The following is a 19,808-nucleotide window of genomic DNA, read 5'->3' as shown; positions in this document are numbered from 1 at the left end:
GATGAGCGTAGTTTTAATTGTAGAAGATGAATTACTGGAATTAGAATTTCTTAAATCGATTGTAGCAGAAGAGCTTGACCCTAAAGATAAACTGATCACCTGTGATAACGGTATTCAAGCCGTCAAACTTGCCAAACAATACCGTCCGGACGTCATAATAATGGATATACTCATTCCTGAGATGGATGGTTTGCAGGCCCTCCAGGAAATAAAAAAATTCCTCCCCCAAGTATCTGTCGTGATTCTATCAGCCTGTTCGGATTTTTCCTATGCTCAAACAGCAATCCGGCTCCGTGTTCAGGACTACCTCTTGAAACCAATCAAACCCTCTGTCTTCAAACAGGTATTTCACGACTTATTAGCAACGGTTGCGGACAACAAGATTGATCCTGACGAGGAAATTGTGGAACAACAAACAGATCAGATCTATCTTATCGAGAAATCATTAAAATACATTCATGATAACTTTAAACAAAAGTTACCTCTGCAATTAGTTTCATCGAAGGTATTTCTAAATCCACAGTATTTCAGCCGTATCTTTAAAAAAGAAGTAGGAGTCAGCTATATAGATTATGTCAATAAATTAAAGATAGAGTATGCGTGTAAACTATTAGAAACAACGGATTATCCTGCCTATCGAATTTCTAGTGAGTGTGGCTTTACAGATCCGTCATATTTTAATCGTGTTTTTGTACAGCAGATGAACATGACTCCTAAAGCTTACCGAAGAAAACATCTGTGTGATAGTGAATGATAAAAAATATCATCATTAACAAAGCCTTGAGTGCCTGACAGTGGTCTCAAGGCTTTTAGTTATTTTCTAGGCATTAAATATGAAGAATACCCCGAATTTTTTGGATAATTATCATATCCAAAAAATTCGGGGTATCAAAAGTTTAGGAAGCATGTTTCTAAAATAGTCAAATGATTGTTACAAAACTATACAGTCAGGAAGAAAGACATAGCCCAAACGGCTAAAATAGCAGCTACACTTCCTATTGCCGAACCCACTGAGACTAAGGCATAACCTTCTTTCATAGAGAGATCATTGGACTTGACAACGACCCAGAAGTGGCTGGCATTAGCATGATAGAAGAAGGATGAACCCGCTGCTATAGCTAGGGTGCCAATCACAGGATGGATACCCAAAGATGGCAGCAGTGGCAAAATTATGGCAGAACCTGTTAGGAGAGACACCGTTGCCGAACCGTTGGAGACGGAAAGGAGCAAGGCGACTAGGAAGGGCACGAACACAGCCGGCAAGGGAGTTGAAGCGATTAGCATGCCCAGGTAGGCACCAACGCCTGAGGCTTTAAGAACAGCTCCGAACGCTCCCGCCGCACCGGTAGCCAGAATAATAAACCCTGAGCTTTCAACAGCTCTGTCAAACCAGGCATAGACCTGATCCTTACTGAAGATGCTTGTATCCAAGAACAGAGCGAGAATAACACCGACGGATAAAGCGGGAATGGGGTGTCCGATGAAGCCCAGGTAGGGAAGGATAGATGCACCCTTGGGAAGAGCCATGGTAGCAAAAGAGTTTGCACAGATTAAGATAACAGGAACCAGAATAACAGCAAAGGTCAGAGCAGCGCTGGGAAGCTTCTTATCAGTTTGGATAGTGAAGTCCTCTCCAACAACTGTTTCAACATTAGTCATCTTGGAGACGTGAGGATACTTGGCACGACAGTAATTTGAATTACAGTATAAATTTGCAGCAGTAGTATAAGCAAAGGCGGATATAAGACCAAAAGCGATGACTAAGCCAACGTCTGCCCCCAAAGTACCGGCAGCAGCAAGAGGGCCGGGAGTTGGAGGAACCATGGTGTGTGTTGCCAAGATTCCGGCATTTAGAGCACCCAGCAAGCCAAAAAGCGGAACTCCACCACGGGCGGAAAGTGCACGAGCAACAGGCGAAAGGATGACAATAGCAGAATCACTGAATACAGGGATAGATACCAGATAACCGGAAATAGCCATGGCAAGGCTTGAACGCTTTTTGCCGACTATCTTTAAGATAGTATTGGCAAGTACTAGAGCTCCACTTGTTTGTTCAAGAATTACGCCCATCGTACAGCCAAGAATAATGACAATACCGATATTCCCAATGGTTCCTCCGAATCCACCTGTTACGGTACTAATTACATCCTTCAGAGGTATTCCAAAGGCAATAGCAGAACCAATTGCTACAATGATCAGAGCAAAGACTGGATGAACTTTAAGCTTGATAATTGATACCACAAGAACTATAAGGGCCACGAGCATTACAATTAATGAACTGAAACCTGCTTCCATAAAATTAACCTCCTAATCAAAATAATTGTTGTCTGTGGAGCTTGCTAAACTGAACCCCCCCCTTATGAACAGAATAATTTGATGTAAACATTGTTGCGTCTTAATTTTGAATTTTTAATGAAGTCTACCATCCGAATTGACATAATTGAATAACTTTTGTTTTAAATGTAATACTCAGTGCCTAATCAACGTAATCGGGGGGTTAAACGGTTGAATTGGAATACCAAAAAAACCGCCGGCCCTCCTTCTGGAGGCCCCGGCGGTTATCATGCTTTTAAATTTAGGTTTATATTTTCAAGATTTGTTTCAGCTCTTTAATCTTTTCACGCCCCACAGGCAGAATTTGGTCTTCATAGCCTACCATCTTTAGAGCGAAACTGTTGTTATGCCATGGGAATATCTCCCGAACCTCTTCCAAGTTAACCAGATAGCTTTTATGGATTCGAAAGAAGCGGTGTCCGAAGAGCCGTTTTTCGTACTCTCGTATTGCAAGGTTTTCTGTCAGATCCCCATTTTTAGTGTGTATTACACAACTTCGATTATCGGTCTCTATATAAACTATGGAGCTTATATCCACTAAAATGATTCGCCGATTGCAGTTGACCGGAAGCCGGTTGGAAAGGGTTTTAGTGCAGGAGGCCTCTGATTCCTTGCGGCATTTAGCCACGATTTTCTCAAGGCGGCTTTTTTCAAAGGGCTTAAGGATATAATTGGAGACACCGATCTCAAAAGCAAGAAGGGCATATTGAGAATAAGCTGTGGCAAAGATAATGTGGGCTTTAGGCATTAGTTGCTGAACGGTTGAAGCCAGGACAGTTCCTTCTATATCACCCAGATTAATATCGATAAACACCAAATCAAAAGTTTCCTTACTCATTATTTCAAGTGCTGCAGAGCCGCTGTCGGCTTCAGATATTATAGCTTCGGGAATGATCTCCAGTAGTTGGTGCATAAGTTCACTTCTGGCTGGGCGTTCATCGTCTATGACGGCAATCCTCATTAAGCAGACTCCTTTCGTTCCGCTCTATAAGCATCTTCTTTAGCGTCAGTTATCTTTAACTCTACTATAGATCCATTAGAGCTGCAGGTAATACAAAGATGATCTTCTTCCCCATAAATGCTTTTCAGGCGCTTCTGAACGTTAAAAAGACCTATGTGGTTACCATCTGAGGTGATACTGTGAAGTCTTTCTAAAACATCCGGAGGGAAACCTGGCCCGCCGTCAGAGACTGTAATGGTGACGCAACCCGGAACCTGCCGTGCAACGATACTAATACAGCGGCGACCCTGAGAATCAGCACCATACTTAACCGCGTTTTCCACAATTGGTTGAAGTATTAGGGTAGGAACCAGACAATCTATATAATCAGGAATGTCGATTGTAACATCCAGCTTTTCTTCAAAACGGGCCTTCTCTAAAATTAGATAGTTATTAACATGGGCTAATTCTTCTTTGAGGCTAATCATACACCGGTCAGTGTCAAGTGTTTGACGGAAATACGTTGCCAGGGCCATAAGAAGCTCTCTGGCTCTAGAGGGATTTTCTCGACATATACAAGAGAGGGTATTCAGAGAGTTATACAGAAAGTGAGGATTTATTTGAGATTGGAGAGATGAAAACTCTGCTCTTTGGCGCAGACCCTTTTGATAATCAATTTCAGATAGTTCTAATTGAGTAGAGAAGAGGGTGGCAAGGCCTTGGACAAAGCTAATGTCCGCCTCCAGGTTAATCCAGCGTCGTTTTACAAATACCATAAGGCATCCCACGGGTTGATCTAGTTTGGTGAGTGGTGCAGCAATGATGGTGTGATGGCGAAGAATCCCGTTTAAACTAGGATTATTTCTGGTTTCAGTAAAGGTCACAAACTGATTTTCTTCCATAGCTTGTTTTGCAGGCAGTGGGAGCTCATTAAATTCATCAACATTAAGATCGCTGTCCGTCTGTCCCCAAGCAAGAATTTGCTGGCGGTCAGTGATTAAGACACTGGAGCATATTGCAGAGGAGAGAATAATAGATACTGCACTTTTCAAGTCTTCCCTACTAGAAAGACCTTTTCGTAGATAAGGTAGACATTGTTCAGCAATTGACAGGGCAAGGCTCATCTTGCTGGCAGATTCTTGATCCTTTTCAATAAAAATATTCTTAAAAGTTGCCATAAAGATTAGCATCCCAAAGGAATTCAATAGAATCATAGGCAGGGCTATAGTTTTGACTACACTCAAAGCAATATCAAAGGGGCGGCAAAGGAGCAGGATCAAGACCATTTGTATGATCTCGGATAGGGCGGTAATAGCGAAAAGAGCAGATTGATTCCATTTTCCCCGCTGGAAGTGAGGGGAAAAGACAGCACCTAAAATGCCCGCCGACAAAGTAGCAAGAGCACAGGCTACTGAGGTGAATTTTTCAATATCATAAAAGTAACGGTGGATGCCTCCGATTAACCCCGCCCCGATGCCAACAACCGGCCCTCCCAAGATACCTCCAGCCAATGCTCCGATAACACGAGTATTTACAATTACTCCCTCAAGTTGAACACCTGTGTAGGTGGAGAGGATACAAAAAAGACCGAAACCTATTGCTAGGGCTGCCTGTCCACAAAAACTACCCTTTTTTTCTAATAGCATGCGTCTTACAATTTTAAGCTTAGTTAAGAGATTGGCAATGAGCACCAATAGAGCAATATTAAGAGTTAGATTCCATAATAAGCTGTTGGACATGCTGCATTTCATTCCTTTCTGGATAAGCCGCAACATTGCGGTGATCATGCCTTCCGCACTAGAGAGATAATTAATGGGGAGAATTTCTGATTTGGTTAGTTTAAGTAAGTTATTGTTAAGTTTGCCAAAGCTTTTTAGTTTGTGCAAGTCCTAATTAGAATTATCCGTTTCAGCCGGTAATCAACTAGTAATAGATGTGGCAACAAATTTGCATATATTTTCCAAGGGACTATGATCGGGAATCCATCAAATTCTTAAGGAGGCGAGGGAAAGCCAAGAAACCTTTAATTTTTCCGGATATTAATTTGCACTTTAACTATAGGAATGGCGTTTCGTTGAAACAAAGGAGGGGGATTATCATGGATTTTTCACTAACTGAGGAACAAGAAACAATGCGTGTGACAGCACGTAAGTTCGTCGATAAAGAGATTTTGCCGGTTATTCTAGAATATGATGAAAAAGAAGAATTCCCATTAGAAATCGTAAATAAGATGCACGAAGTTGGGTTGCTTACAATTGGAGTACCTGAAGAATTTGATGGACCCGGAGCGGATATTCTCACCCAAATCCTTGTAACTGAGGAACTTAGTCGAGGATGTGGTGGAATAGGGGCAACTATGGCAGCTAGTTGTTTACTTTCTGCACAGCCTGTCAATGTTGCCGGTACCTATGAACAAAAAAAATACTATTATGATCGTTTAAATGCGGGAAAATTAGGGGCATTTTGTCTTACCGAACCAGGAGCCGGTTCGGACACAGCCGGGATTTCATTAACCGCTAAAAGAGATGGAGATTTTTATGTACTAAATGGTACCAAGCAGTTTATTACTAATGGTGGAGTTGCTGATATTTATACGGTATTTGGTACTACGAACAAAGAGCTTCGTTATAAAGGGATCATTGGTTTCATTGTTGATCGTAATACTCCCGGTATTTCCGTAGGACCAGAGGAAAAGAAAATGGGAATACGCACTTCGGATACCCGTCAAGTAATTTTTGAAGATGTGCGGGTACCGGTTGCAAATCGACTGGGAGAAGAGGGGGAGGGCTTTAAGATCTTAATGAAGGCTCTCGATCTATCTCGTCCATCAGTTGCAGCTGAAGCGGTTGGAATTGCCCAGGGAGCCTATGAAGCAGCTGTAAAATATTGCAAAGAACGAGTTGCCTTTGGACAAGAAATCGGAAAGTTTCAAGCTATAAGATTCATGCTTGCTGATATGGCTATGGAAATTGAAGCTGCCCGCCTGCTTACCTATAAAGCCTGTTATCTGGCCCAGGAGAATCTGCCCTTTAGTCACGTAGCATCCTATGCCAAGTGCTTTGCGGCTGATGTTGCCATGAAAGTTACGACCAATGTTGTTCAGATACTCGGCGGATATGGTTACCTAAGAGAATATGGTGTGGAGAAATATATGCGTGATGCAAAGGTTATGCAAATATATGAAGGGACGAACCAAATCCAACGAGTTGTTATAGCCAATAATATTTTTAAGTAATTGTACCCAAGGTCTTAATACAGTCAGGTTAGAGACATATTTTAAATCAGAAGCAGCCCTAAAACAGGGCTGTTTTTGTTATACAGTCAGGTGCCAGCTAGGTTTTCTTTATGATTAAAATCTACTTTTTATTTAAGGGCATAGTGTAAGTAGTTCTGGTTAGTGTTCTTTAAGTATCAAAAGAAAACACCTTTGGCTTTTTTTAGTATATTAAATATACATAAAATTGCGGTATACTAAAATAAAGAGTAGACCAGCCGAAAAACTTAAAAATTAGATTTATATTTTTGGCAACCAGACTTAAAAAATAAGAGGAGAACTAAGATTATGAAATTAATTTCATGGAATGTTAATGGAATTAGGGCTTGTGTAAAAAATGGGTTTTTGGACTTTTTCGAGAAGGAAAATGCGGATATTTTTTGCCTTCAGGAAACGAAAGTTCAGGAAGATCAAATCCCCTTTAATTTGGAGGGCTATTATCAGTATTGGAATTTTGCTCAAAAAAAGGGCTACTCAGGAACGGCCATTTTCACTAAGAACGAACCGATGAAGATTATCTATGGAATAGGCCAGGAAGAGCATGATAAAGAAGGAAGAGTTATAACTCTGGAATTCGAAAAACACTATGTAGTAACAGTATATACTCCAAATTCTCAAAGAGGGTTAGCACGATTGGAATACAGAATGAAATGGGAAGAAGAATTTTTAAAGTTCATTAAAGATCTTGAAAAAAACAAACCCGTCATCTTCTGTGGAGACTTGAATGTTGCCCATGAGGAAATCGACCTTAAAAATCCAAGTTCAAATAGAAAAAATGCTGGGTTTTCAATGGAAGAAAGAAATAAATTCGGAGAAATCATTAAGAGTGGCTTTATAGATACATTTAGGTATTTTTATCCGGATAAGACAAATGCCTATACTTGGTGGTCTTATATGTTCAATGCAAGAGCCAATAATGCGGGATGGCGCATTGATTACTTCTGTGTATCTGAAATCTTAAAAGATCGATTGAAAGCTGCAGTTATTTATAATGAAGTCATGGGTTCAGATCATTGTCCTATTGGTTTGGAAATTGAATAATAATCTCAAGCCTCTATTAAAAAACTCTATTATGCTCCTTAAGTAATAAAAGGAATTATAGGATGTTTTAGCGTATAGATATATTAAACTAACAAAAATGCAAGTTTGGGTCGCTTCTGTAAAAACCAGAATAATCCTCCATTTGGAAAAGAGGTGAAGAATTTAAATGTATATTACAGAGTATGAGATGGCATTGAGACTTTTTATAGCATGTGTATTTGGCGGTGTTGTCGGTTTTGAGAGAGAAAAGAATGATAGTCCCGCAGGATTTAGGACTCATATTTTAGTATCCTTAGGCTCTGCTTTAGTAATGATCTTATCAATGTATGGATTCAATGACTTTGCGACAGTGAATAAAGACCCTGCTCGACTGGCAGCCCAAGTTGTTTCCGGTATAGGCTTTTTGGGAGCAGGTACAATATTAAGAGATAAGACATCAGTTAAAGGCTTAACGACAGCAGCTTCTTTATGGGTAGTTGCGGCAATAGGGTTAGCGGCGGGAGCCGGATTTTATTTCTCATCATTTTTTGTAACACTTCTAGTTTTTCTTACCTTAGAACGTTCTGTGGAAACATACTTTTTCAGGAATAGTCAAACTATAAAAGTTGAAGCTATTAACGGAACTTGTAAAGTAAAAGACATTAATCGCCTTCTTGAATCCCACAGTATAGTTCCCCAAAACATTTCTATGACTTTGTTGAAAGAAGATTACAATAGAACTACCCTTGAATATAAAGTAAGGACGCCCTTTCGGAAAATTGATATGGAACAAATTATTGAAGACATCAATGAAATTGATGGGATATATTCAGCAGAACAAGTAGGAAATACTGATAGTTCCTTTTTAGTATCCATGACTAACGTGTTTACTCGGTTCAAAAGACCTAATAAGCCTTCGCTGTAATATTGGATGAGGTTTGTTCGGGATTTTCAGCCGCCTTTCCTGATAAATCGTCCTGTATCTTTTATACAGAACGATTTATTTTTTGCCTGCCAAAAACCTTTGAATAAAAGAGCAGATCTTTGTACTACGAAGTGATTTATAGGAAGATTAAATTTCTTGGCTTAACTGAACAAATTTCATTTATTTCTTGGCCGATTCTTAACGGTATTTAAAAACAACTAACAAAAATATGCAGGAATAGTAATAACTCGCGTCGAAAGATGCATGATATTGAGGTTTGAGCTAAGGAGGATTAAAATGTTTGACGAAAAGATGCTCTTAGATTTACAAAGCACACTAGGTTCTCGTGGAATTTTGATCAGCTTTTCTGGTCGTTTTTCCCAAGGTATCATTGAGGAGCTTGGAGAAGCTATTATGGAACATATGAAGGCAGAGGATCGCCCCCGAAATGATATCTATAATGTTTTCGCGATTTTCGTAGAAATCACTCACAATATTAAAAAGTATGCTTTATCCAAGCTAGGGAGTGACTTTTATGATCAGATATATAGTTCAGGAATTGTTACTATCGGAAGAAACGAAGACGGGTATTTCATCTGCTCGGGAAATTTAGTCGAGAAAACTGATGCGGATAAGTTGGCAAATGCCCTGGACGCTTTAATTCCCTTAGATAAAGACCAGCTCAAAAAGTGTTATAAAGAACAAAGAAAAAAAGATCTCCCGCCCGGAAGCACCGGAGCAGGTCTGGGTCTCATTGATATAGCCAGAAAATCCAGCAAGCCTTTGCATTATTCCATGGGGGATATGCAGGACTTAGCGTTCTTTACCCTTACAGTTATGGTTTAATGAGAGGTGGATACTATGGAAAAGCTATTAATAGAGTCAACAAAAGCAACTCCCCTAATAGATTTTGATTCGGATAAGAGCACGCTGGTTCTTAAAGGACAGTCATATCCTGAGAATGCCTTTAAATTCTATGATCCAGTGTTTAATTGGATAGATTCTTATTTGGCCACTAATCCTCAAGAGATTCACGTTGAAGTTCGCCTTAGTTATGTGAATACCAGTAGTTCCAAGTGTATCATGATGCTGCTTGAAAGCTTTGAGAAAGCATTTCAACGAGGGGTTAGTATACAACTTAATTGGTACTGTGATATGGAAAATGAAAGTGAAGTTGAATGCGCTGAAGAATTTAAAGAAGATATGACCTTTCCCTTTGAAATTATTCCAGAGGCAGAGAAGGAATAATAAAATATGATTCATTAGATGGGCATGAAGAATAATATGACGGTAGGACAGGAGTAGGAAAGTGAACGAGATAAAGAGATCGGGCCTATATGACAAAGGGACAATGTGGGTTATTATATTGGCTTGTCTTAGTATTGCACTATCAATGCTTTTGACAGGTTCCTTGAGCTATAACATTACAAAAAAGGCAGTGATTGAAAAGCTTAAGACCAAGGATTTATTTTTTATCGTTCAGTCAGCAGCCAGCAAAATAGACGGCAGGATGGCCAGAGCTAAGGAAACATCCTTAATAATGGCTCGGGATCCTTTTTTGATGGAATGGGTTTCCAACGGGGAAATTGATCTCAATGCTCGAGAATTAGCCTTAAAACAGTTAAACAGCATAGCAAAGGATTATGATTACAGCAATACTTTCTTGGCCAGTGTAAAGACACATACTTATTGGGCCGAAGGTGGAGTAGCAGGTAGATTATCTGAAGCTAATCCAGAGGATAAGTGGTTTTTTGAAATGATCCGGTCAAAGAATCCTATCTATGTAAATATTGATTACAACAAAGAACGGAAAAACACCTATGTCTTCATCGATGCCTTAATGGGGAATCCTGAACAACCTATCGGTGTAACCGGTGTGGGATTAGATTTGGGAGATATTTCCAAGGAATTATCCTCTTATAGATATGGGGAAATCGGTACTATCTGGCTGGTGGACAGCTTGGGGAAGATTCACCTGGCAGCTAATTTAGAAGATCAGGGGAAGCAACTAGGAGATATATTGCCGGCAGATATTTGTCAAATGGTTTTAAATGATGTTAATCACGGCATGGATCAACCTGAAATTATGGAATACCAGAACTCTGACGGTGAACTTATTGACCTTGTGCATCAGACCCTAAAATCGACTGACTGGCAGTTAGTTTTACAGGTTCCCAGAAAAGAGACCATTGGATTTTTACAGACCATTATGACCAATACTATTCTTGCTGCAGTGCTAGTTCTTGTACTGATAACTTTTGTCTTCTATCTGGTTTCCACTCGAATAGCTAATCCTCTCAAACGAGCTATTAAGATAAGCCAGGAGCTTGAACGACAGGTTACCGAAAGAACTCAGGAGCTAAAAGAACAAAATATCAAGATTATGGATAGCATCGACTACGCGAAGAAACTACAAGAGACGATCATTGCCTCAGATCAAGAGATGAGTGAAGCATTTAAGAGCAGTTTCGTTTTGTGGCAGCCAAGAGACATTGTAGGCGGTGACTTTTATTGGCTTCGTAAAATGGACAATAAAGTTATTCTGGCAGTGGCGGATTGTACCGGTCATGGAGTGCCTGGAGCTTTAATGACCATGGCGGTAGCCCCCGTTCTTGATCATATTGTTAAGGAAGAGCAACAGTTGAGTCCAAGTGAAATTATCAAGGAACTCAATCTCAGAATGAGATCGGCAATGAACAAACAGGGTTCTTGTATTACGGATGATGGTTTGGATATAGGAATATGTATATATCAAGAGAACACCTTAGTATTTGCAGGGGCTAAAATTGATTTGTACCATAAAGGTCCAGGAGGTGTTCGTAGGATCCAAGGAGATCGGCATAGTATTGGTTACCTGAGATCAGATCCCAACCAAACATTTAAGGATTGGGTTGTCGAGTTCTCAAAAGACGATTTCTTTTATATGACAACTGATGGTTTTCTTGACCAGAATGGAGGGTCAAAAAACCATTCATATGGGCGAACACGATTTTCATCGTTGCTAGAGAAATGCGGTAATCTTAGTAGCCTACAACAACGAAACCTTGTTAATCAGGCATTAATTGACTTTCGTCAAGAGGAATCTCAAAGAGATGATATCACAGTGGTTGGCTTTCAGGTTTAGAGTAGGAAACCATGTTCCCAGCTAATAAAATATAGAAAGGACTTCTCTAATGATTGAGAGAGATTTTCAGAGACAATTGTTTGATAAGGAACTACGGGTTCTAGAACAGGCGTTATTAGATATAGCTGAAGGTAAGTATGAGGGAAATGAGTTTCTTACAGATTACAAGTTAATTGTAGCAAATTACGAAAAACTGCTAACCTTTACCCGGCGAATTTTTAAAATCAGCGATATTCAGGCCCGTAATCTTTTGCAAAGAGAAAATGAGATCAAGAACATTTTAAATAACGCTGGTCAAGGTTTTCTCACTTTTGGGCAGGATCTAATTATTAATAGAGAATACAGTGTAGAATGTGAGAAAATATTTGGCTTTAAAATTAGCCGACTGAATATCCTTGATTTACTTAGAAGCGCAGATGAAGAACAAAATGCTCTTTTTGCAGAGGTTTTCAGAACAGTCTTAGAATCCACAGAACAAGAGATATTACAGCAGACCATTAGTAAACTGCCTAAAGTTATAAAAAGAGAAGATCAATATCTTTCTATCGAACTGAAACCAATTCCCCCAAGCTATGAAGATGATAATCTTCTATGTATGTTGATACTTACTGATGTTACAGAGAAACATAAGGCACAGGAACAAGTTGCTTTTTTGAGTTTCCACGATAAACTTACGTCCTTGCACAATCGGGCCTATATTGAAAACTGGTTGGAAGATCTTCAAATGGAGGATACCTTCCCTCTAAGTGTTATCATGGCGGATTTAAATGGCCTAAAATTATCGAACGATGTATTTGGGCATATTCAGGGGGATGAACTTTTAATACGCCTGGCAAAGGTACTGCTGCAATGTACTAGGAAAACTGATATAGTGGCCCGTTGGGGAGGGGATGAATTCTTAATCCTGTTACCCAGTACAGACAGTGAGGCTTGTGAAAAAGTGGCAGAACGAATAATTGCCAGTTGTAAACAGCAGGAAGGATTACCGACTGAGCTTAGTGTTTCATTAGGTATGGCGACTCAGAAAAAATTCACAAAGAATATTTCGGATTTATTTGGCGTCGCAGAAAATAGAATGTACAGTGACAAATTGTTGAAAAGTAAGGATGTACGTAATCGACTGATCCTAAGTGTAGAAAGAGAACTGCATAAAAGGTTTTTCGAAGACCCCGGACATGTTGAGAGGGTAGGATATTTGGCCTTTAATTTGGCGAAGGCAGCTGAATTGAGCCCGGGGTCACTTGATCTGGATAATTTAAACTTGATGACAAGGCTTCATGATATAGGTAAGGTCGGCATTCCCAAAGAAATTTTAGGGAAGGGTACCGAATTGACCAATCAAGAATGGGAAATCATGCAAAGGCATAGTGAAATTGGCTTTCGTATGGCCCAATCTATCGACGAATTAGTTGTCGCTAAAGCAATTTTGGCTCTCCGTGAACACTGGGATGGATCCGGTTATCCGCGTGGATTAAAAGGGGATCAAATACCGGTGCTTTCACGATTGGTTGCGATAGTGGATGCCTATGATGTAATGACCCATAGTCGGCCATATCGACCAGCCAAGTCTAAAGAAGAAGCTATCCAGGAGTTAAAACAAGGAAGCGGGAAACAATTTGATCCCTCATTAATAGATCTTTTTATAAGTGAGTTAACAAAACCAGCTAAAGGGGCTATCTAATGAACTTAGCCGAAAAGGTATGAATCAGGAATAGGCACCTTAAAAAAGGCGTCCTCCTTCACTGATAAAGTGAAGGAGGACGCCTAATTTGTCTTTTAGACCAAATACTTATTTCTGACCCAAAGCAACTTCAGCCTTAGCGACATAACGCTCTGCTGCTTCCCGCATAGCTGATATCTCATTTGCAGTAAGATCTCTTACTACTCTCGCTGGAACTCCCATCAGCATTACACGGGGAGGATAAGTCTTATTGCCGGGCACAAGGGTTCCGGCAGCAACAGATGTTTCCTCATCGAGAACAGCACCATCAAGAACAATGGCTCCCATGCCAATCAGAGATCCCTTGCCGATGGTGCAGCCATGAAGAATGGCTGAATGACCGATTGTAACATAATCCTCAATGGTTACGGGCTGATTTTTATTAACGTGAATAGCGACTAAATCCTGGATATTGGAACATTTACCAATGCTGATTTTCGCCAGGTCACCTCTGATGACGGAGTTATACCAAACACTGGATTGTTCACCAATCTGGACATCTCCAATCACTCTACAGCCCTCAGCAAGATAAACATTGTCAGCTATCTGGGGTTTCTTTAGATCTTCTGTCATGTATTCCTTCCTCCAGTCAATACATAGATATTCAAAATTAGGTTAGCACTGCTATTGCACTAAAATACCTTGGACAGATTTTGAAGAGTTTAGCTTGGTTCTAGAAAAAATTCACTCTAATTATAAATCGACACGAAATAAAATGCTAGGAACTTTGTAAGCAAGCAAAGCTAAGAATCTAAGTAAATGTGATTTATCTCACACAGGAACTTGGCTTCTAATCACAGTGTTTTTCTAGAAATTACTATATACTAACCTTAGTCAACGAGAGTTAAACAGAATTTAAATAAAAAAACATTAGGGGGAACAAAAATGAGTATGTTTTGTTATCAATGTCAAGAAACAGCAAAGGGAACCGGTTGTACAATTAAAGGAGTCTGCGGGAAAACTGAGAATGTTGCTAACTTACAAGATCTTTTGATTTACACCTTGAAAGGAATCGCCCTTTATGCTGTTCAAGCCAGAGAAATTAATCTTGTCCGACCAGATATTGATAAATTCATTATGGAGAGCCTCTTCATCACTATTACCAATGCAAACTTTGATAAAAGTCGTTTTGTAGAACGAATCCAAGAGGGTCTTGTCTTACGTGATGGACTTAAACAAGATATTATCAAAGCTGGTGGTACTATTTCCGCGAATCTGCACGATGCAGCAACTTGGACTGAGGAGGCAGCTCAATTTGAGACTAAGGCTGCAGTAATTGGAGTTTTAGCAACGGCAAATGAAGATGTTCGATCACTTCGCGAGTTGCTTACCTATGGACTAAAAGGGATGGCCGCCTATGCTGAGCATGCCTATACCCTTGAGTATCAAGAGAGCGGTATCTTTGCTTTCATTGAAAAAGCCTTGGCAGCTACCCTTGATGATACACTTGAAGCCGGTGACCTGGTGGCCCTCGTCCTAGAAGCTGGAAAATTCGGTGTCGATGTCATGGCCCTCTTAGATAAGGCTAATACTACCACTTACGGAAATCCTGAGCTCACAAAAGTCAATATCGGAGTCAGAAATAACCCAGCTATTCTGATCAGCGGACATGACTTGAAGGATCTCGAAGAATTACTAATCCAAACTCAAGGAACCGGGGTTGATGTGTATACCCATGGAGAAATGCTCCCAGCCCATTACTATCCGGCCTTTAAAAAGTATGATCACTTTGTAGGTAATTACGGAAACGCCTGGTATAAGCAAGACAAAGAATTTGACTCTTTTAACGGACCGGTCTTCTTGACGACTAACTGTCTTGTTCCGCCGAAAGAATCTTATAAGGATCGAGTCTATACTACCGGAGTTGTAGGCTTTGAAGGAGTTAAGCATATTCCCGATCGTACCGAGGGAAAAGCCAAGGATTTTTCCGCATTAATTGCCCATGCTAAAAGCTGTCCTTCTCCAACAGAAATTGAAACCGGAGAAATTGTTGGAGGATTTGCTCACAATCAAGTAATGGCTCTGGCAGATAAAGTTGTCGATGCAGTAAAATCCGGAGCAATTAAGCGATTTTTCGTTATGGCTGGCTGTGACGGACGCATGAAGAGCAGAGACTATTATACAGATTTTGCTAAAGCCCTGCCTCAAGACACTGTAATCCTCACAGCAGGATGCGCAAAATATAAATACAATAAATTAAACCTTGGTGACATCGGGGGTATTCCAAGAGTACTGGATGCCGGACAATGTAATGACTCTTATTCTTTAGCAGTAATTGCCTTGAAGCTTAAAGAAGTATTTGGCCTTGATGATGTCAACAAACTACCAATTTCCTATAACATTGCCTGGTATGAGCAAAAAGCAGTCATAGTGCTGTTAGCCTTACTCCACTTAGGTGTAAAGAACATTCACCTGGGACCAACCCTGCCGGGTTTCTTGTCTCCGAATGTGGTTAAAGTTTTAGTGGAGAACTTTGGGATAGCGGGAATCTCCAGTGTTGAAGAAGATATTAAGCTGTTTATGGCATAAAAGCCAATAAGTTCCTTCAAGATGGTCAGTCCCCTTTACAAAAATGTAAAGGGGACTGATTTTTTGCATTCAAATTTATTATTAGAATATAGAAAGTTTGCCATATTGCAAGAATTTAGGATTTTTCTCTGGTAGGAATAGAGGAAAATGGAAATAGACGTCGAAAATATTCAATTACATTTAAATAGGAATCAGAAACTAAGGAGTGTTTTCATGTCAGAAACGCCTTATCAAATTAAAGATTGGGAGCAGGCCATTAAACAGATTAAATCTGTAGTTGCTGCTCGCATTAATATTAATAATCAAGGGATAATTGAAGAGGTACATATTCTTGCCGGGGCAGGACGAGCACCTAAGCAGATCGTTCGGGATGTTGAATCGATTTTGGCTGCTCAATTTGATTTGCAAATTGACCATAAGAAAATAAGTGTAGCTCAAGTAGAAGAGGATGAAGAAGGGACTTCGGTTGTAGAAGTTTCTGCCCGCCCTAAATTGGTAGGTGTAACCCTTAGAACTGTTAACGGCATGGCAGAAGTGAAAGTGGAATTGCTAAAGGGAGATAAGTTAATTGAAGGGTTGGCTGAAGGTCCTTCTTCCGCACATAATAAATTGCGGCTGTTTGTTGAGGCTACCTTAAAGGCTTTAGAGCCCCTCACTTTAGGGAAACTTTTATTTGTCACTGAAGATGTTGGGATAACCCAACTTGCCAAACAACAGATTGCCCTGGTCTCAATAACTTTAATTGCTTCTACAGGTGAACAATCTCTTACGGGATGTGCCTTAGTTAAAAATGATGATCGAGAAGCCGTCGTTAAGGCGACTCTTGACGCTGTTAATCGAAAGCTGAGGTTTCTCAGCGGCAATTAATTTACTAATTTTGGCCGACCAACTTAACAATTAGATTCTAGAGTACATCTGTTTTATTTCACTATAGCGAAGCGAAAAAAACAGCGGAACGGAAAGAGAGCGAAGCGGTAATACTGTCCTTTTGATAAAAAAATCAAGGAGGTTTACCGATATGAGCAAATTATTCAAAGCAATCTCTGTTCTTGTTACTCTCGTACTCGCCGGTGGCGCAAGCTTTAAGTGGTAGAATAGTAATCCTACTGAGCAATTCAAGATTACTCTATACTGCAGGTAATCGCCGTAAGTTTTAGTTGTAGAGTAGTCGGCCAAACATATTTTAGAGGTGGCTAATGGAAAGTTTGAGAGTAAAAGCATTTTTTTCAGTGATTACTGCCTCTGCAACCATAATTCTAGTTTGGAATGTGATTAATATTGATTGGAATATTACTCAGCTAATAAATTTATTAGTCTTTGGGATTCTCGCCGTAGCATGTGAGTCTTTACCTGTTGCACTCCCCAAAGGAGGGTACGTAACTGTAAGTTATTCCATCTTTCTTTCATCGTTAATTTTATTTCCACTAGGCGTGACTCTAATTATCATTACGTTATCATGCCTGCTTATTTTTGGAAAAGCGGGATTAGAACAACCGCTGTACAAACGGGTTTTCAATGCATCACAATATGTTTTAGCTTTTGCAGCGGCCTATGCAATAATTAGTTTGTCTAAAGACCCGTTGTTTCAGTTCAATTTTGAAGCAATCTTTTTTTATCTAATGGCAGCAGTTGTTTATATGATTATAAATATGACTATTGTAGCAATCATCTTAGGTTTGTCAACCGGAAAATCTCCCTGGGAAATCTGGCTGGTAAATATTAGATGGGCACTCCCCAATTTTATGGCACTCGTTCCGCTGGGTTTTTTACTGGCATTACTTTACAAAAACTGGGGTCCGCTGGGGCTATTTTTGCTGTTTATTCCACTTTTAGTGTCTAGACACTCTTTTCAACTCTATATCGATATGCGAGAAAATTATCTTGATACAGTCGAGGCTTTAGTACAAGCATTAGAGGCAAAAGACAAATATACCAGTGGACACTCTGCGAGAGTTGGTAAACTAGCCGTTGCTATCGGAGAGGCAATCAAAATGAGTGAGGAAAAAATTGAGTTTCTTAAATACGCTGCTGTGTTGCATGATGTCGGCAAAATAGGCGTTAGCGAAATGATCTTAAATAAAGAGGGAAAACTTGTTGATACTGAGTGGGAAGCAATTCGTAGTCATCCTGTGATTGGACAAACAATTATTAAAGGTATTAAATTCTTATTTGATATAGGTCAAGTTGTACGTCATCATCACGAACGTTTCGATGGAAAAGGGTATCCTGATGGGATTCAAGGTGAGGAGATTCCATTAGAATCACGGGTCATTGCAGTTGCTGATACCTATGACGCGATCACTTCGGATCGTAGTTACCGCAAAGGAAGTACGCATTCTGAAGCAATAGCGGAATTAAAACGAGTTGCCGGAACACAGCTGGATCCCAAGCTTGTAGAGATTTTCTGCGATGTGGTTACAGATGAAGTAGCCTTGAAAGTTCATGCAGAACACGTGCAACCAGCTTTATCCTAGTCCAAGAGGTGAAATATGCTAATCGAAACCTTAATTATTGCCTTGTTATTCAGTTTGTTTAGAGGGGGAAAACTTAGTCGCTTAGGTCAGCTTGCTCTACGAGAATCTTGGTTGGTTCCTGTCGCCCTTATAATTCAAAGTGGTCTCTACTGGGTCGCTGTTAAAGAAATTGGGCTCGCTTCAAATTGGCTCACTCAATTGCTTAGTACAGGATCCTATTCTTTATTACTGTTTTTCACATGGCGAAATAGAGCATGTCCGGGTATGAACTGGATTGCTCTAGGTATTTTTTTGAATACTATCGTAATTGGTCTGAATGGAGGGGTAATGCCGGTAGATCCTTCGTTTCTTCCGGAAGAAATTCGCAAAGCCTTACTGGAAGGTCAGGGGACTCATGGACTGATGACTTCAATGACACACCTAAGTTTCCTAGCGGATCGCTTTTATCTGTCCATTATAGGAATAGGCAAACAAGTGTTTAGTATAGGGGATATACTCGTTGATTTAGGAATCTTTCTCTTGGTATTTAAAACTATGGTGAGAAAACAAGCCAAATTTAACTCCAACGTAAACAATTCTCCAACGGCTTAAACTTGGGCAGTCTTCTCTTTGCTTAGTAAATCCCGAATAACCTCTCCAGCAATAAGGAGACCCACAACAGACGGGACAAACGAAATGCTTCCAGGAATCTGACGTTTCACAGCACAGTGGGCATCTCCGCTTGGGCAGATACAATTTGTTGTACAATTGGCATCTGAAGTGAAGGGGGTTAACGGCAGGTCGGGACTAAATACAACTTTTACCCCTTTAGTGATACCTTCTTTACGCAGAAGTTTACGCATAGCTTTAGCCAGGGGATCCCCGCTTGTCTTAGAGAGGTCAGCAACTCTGTAGTTCTCGGCGGTAAGGCGATTACCGGCCCCCATACTGGAGATGAAGGGTATACCCCGAAGTATACATTCTTTGGCTAAACTAACTTTGCTGGATACAGTGTCAATTGCATCAACGACGTAGCTTAGATTTCTATCCAGAAAACGGTCGGCATCTGTCACTGAATAGAACTCTTTAAAAGTTTCGATTTTGGCAGATGGATTAATTTCTAGCACTCGACGTTTCATAACCTCCACTTTGGCCTCTCCGACTGTGGAATGGAGAGCGTGTAGTTGACGGTTAATATTGGTCAGACATATATCATCAAAGTCAACCAGAATTAAGTGACCAATTCCGGCACGGGCCAATGCCTCTACTGTAAATGAGCCAACCCCCCCAATCCCAAATATCATCACACTGCTTTGCTGTAGTTTTTCTTGACCGGAAGGGCCAATTATAAGCTCTGTCCTAGAGAATTTGTGTTGCATATTTCCACCACTTTTCAAATAATTACTCTTAGAGTTTATCATAACCTTAAAAATATAAAAACACAGGGGGGTGCGAAAGCTTAACTCCAAAAATTCAAAACGAGTATTTC

General features: G+C 40.1%; 17 protein-coding genes. 12 read left to right on the top strand and 5 right to left on the bottom strand.

Annotated elements, in window-relative coordinates; translation table 11 throughout:
- Position 1 precedes the first annotated feature (1 nt).
- Positions 2-754, top strand: coding sequence for a response regulator (locus tag DP73_RS18735; protein WP_034601633.1), 753 nt, complete (start codon positions 2-4; stop codon positions 752-754).
- 185 nt (positions 755-939) lie between these two features.
- On the opposite strand, the gene DP73_RS18730 is transcribed toward DP73_RS18735, so the two are convergent.
- The 3 genes from DP73_RS18730 to DP73_RS18720 form a co-directional block, all read right to left on the bottom strand.
- A complete protein-coding gene (locus DP73_RS18730) occupies positions 940-2,295 on the bottom strand; it encodes an SLC13 family permease (protein WP_034601632.1) in 1,356 nt (451 codons plus the stop codon).
- A 286-nt stretch (positions 2,296-2,581) separates the two neighbouring features.
- Positions 2,582-3,295, bottom strand: a complete 714-nt coding sequence (locus DP73_RS18725) for a LytTR family DNA-binding domain-containing protein (protein ID WP_034601631.1) — start codon at positions 3,293-3,295, stop codon at positions 2,582-2,584.
- The gene (locus DP73_RS18720; RefSeq protein WP_052090873.1) at positions 3,295-5,013 is read right to left on the bottom strand and encodes a LytS/YhcK type 5TM receptor domain-containing protein; all 1,719 of its coding nucleotides are present in this window, start codon (positions 5,011-5,013) and stop codon (positions 3,295-3,297) included. The genes DP73_RS18725 and DP73_RS18720 overlap by 1 nt, the downstream gene beginning before the upstream one ends.
- Positions 5,014-5,372: 359 nt before the next feature.
- On the opposite strand from DP73_RS18720, the gene DP73_RS18715 reads away from it, so the two are divergent.
- From DP73_RS18715 to DP73_RS18685, 7 genes are all read left to right on the top strand, one after another.
- Positions 5,373-6,509, top strand: coding sequence for an acyl-CoA dehydrogenase family protein (locus DP73_RS18715; RefSeq protein ID WP_034601630.1), 1,137 nt, complete (start codon positions 5,373-5,375; stop codon positions 6,507-6,509).
- Positions 6,510-6,836: 327 nt separating this feature from the next.
- Positions 6,837-7,589 carry an exodeoxyribonuclease III gene (locus tag DP73_RS18710; RefSeq protein WP_034601627.1) on the top strand — a complete coding sequence of 251 codons (753 nt, stop codon included), beginning with the start codon at positions 6,837-6,839 and terminating at the stop codon, positions 7,587-7,589.
- A gap of 166 nt (positions 7,590-7,755) precedes the next feature.
- The gene (locus tag DP73_RS18705; RefSeq protein ID WP_034601626.1) at positions 7,756-8,493 is read left to right on the top strand and encodes an MgtC/SapB family protein; all 738 of its coding nucleotides are present in this window, start codon (positions 7,756-7,758) and stop codon (positions 8,491-8,493) included.
- 297 nt (positions 8,494-8,790) lie between these two features.
- Positions 8,791-9,339, top strand: a complete 549-nt coding sequence (locus tag DP73_RS18700; protein ID WP_034601625.1) for a SiaB family protein kinase — start codon at positions 8,791-8,793, stop codon at positions 9,337-9,339.
- A gap of 15 nt (positions 9,340-9,354) precedes the next feature.
- The gene (locus DP73_RS18695; RefSeq protein WP_034601624.1) at positions 9,355-9,741 is read left to right on the top strand and encodes a DUF1987 domain-containing protein; all 387 of its coding nucleotides are present in this window, start codon (positions 9,355-9,357) and stop codon (positions 9,739-9,741) included.
- Between the two features lie 61 nt (positions 9,742-9,802).
- The gene (locus tag DP73_RS18690) at positions 9,803-11,617 is read left to right on the top strand and encodes a SpoIIE family protein phosphatase (protein ID WP_034601623.1); all 1,815 of its coding nucleotides are present in this window, start codon (positions 9,803-9,805) and stop codon (positions 11,615-11,617) included.
- A 49-nt stretch (positions 11,618-11,666) separates the two neighbouring features.
- Positions 11,667-13,298: a diguanylate cyclase gene (locus tag DP73_RS18685; RefSeq protein ID WP_034601622.1), complete on the top strand. Its 1,632-nt coding sequence runs from the start codon at positions 11,667-11,669 to the stop codon at positions 13,296-13,298.
- A 108-nt stretch (positions 13,299-13,406) separates the two neighbouring features.
- On the opposite strand, the gene DP73_RS18680 is transcribed toward DP73_RS18685, so the two are convergent.
- Entirely contained in the window at positions 13,407-13,910 is a 504-nt protein-coding gene (locus DP73_RS18680; protein WP_034601621.1) for a gamma carbonic anhydrase family protein, read from the bottom strand.
- Positions 13,911-14,222: 312 nt separating this feature from the next.
- Between DP73_RS18680 and hcp the strand changes: the two genes are divergently transcribed.
- From hcp to DP73_RS18660, 4 genes are all read left to right on the top strand, one after another.
- The gene (hcp, locus tag DP73_RS18675; protein WP_034601620.1) at positions 14,223-15,866 is read left to right on the top strand and encodes a hydroxylamine reductase; all 1,644 of its coding nucleotides are present in this window, start codon (positions 14,223-14,225) and stop codon (positions 15,864-15,866) included.
- A 213-nt stretch (positions 15,867-16,079) separates the two neighbouring features.
- Complete coding sequence (locus DP73_RS18670) at positions 16,080-16,733, top strand: hypothetical protein (protein WP_034601619.1); 654 nt, start codon at positions 16,080-16,082, stop codon at positions 16,731-16,733.
- 329 nt (positions 16,734-17,062) lie between these two features.
- Positions 17,063-18,340, top strand: coding sequence for an HD-GYP domain-containing protein (locus DP73_RS18665; protein WP_034601618.1), 1,278 nt, complete (start codon positions 17,063-17,065; stop codon positions 18,338-18,340).
- Between the two features lie 15 nt (positions 18,341-18,355).
- Positions 18,356-18,931 carry a DUF5317 domain-containing protein gene (locus tag DP73_RS18660; RefSeq protein WP_034601616.1) on the top strand — a complete coding sequence of 192 codons (576 nt, stop codon included), beginning with the start codon at positions 18,356-18,358 and terminating at the stop codon, positions 18,929-18,931.
- On the opposite strand, the gene DP73_RS18655 is transcribed toward DP73_RS18660, so the two are convergent.
- Positions 18,928-19,698 (bottom strand): tRNA threonylcarbamoyladenosine dehydratase, encoded by a 771-nt coding sequence (locus tag DP73_RS18655; protein ID WP_034601615.1) that lies wholly within the window; start codon positions 19,696-19,698, stop codon positions 18,928-18,930. The two genes, DP73_RS18660 and DP73_RS18655, sit on opposite strands and share 4 nt — an antisense overlap.
- Between the last annotated feature and the right edge of the window lie 110 nt (positions 19,699-19,808).

It is taken from the genome of Desulfosporosinus sp. HMP52 (assembly GCF_000765145.1).
Classification (GTDB): domain Bacteria; phylum Bacillota; class Desulfitobacteriia; order Desulfitobacteriales; family Desulfitobacteriaceae; genus Desulfosporosinus.
The sequence above is the reverse complement of the archived record's forward strand: the minus strand, read 5'-3'. Positions and strand labels throughout refer to the sequence as shown.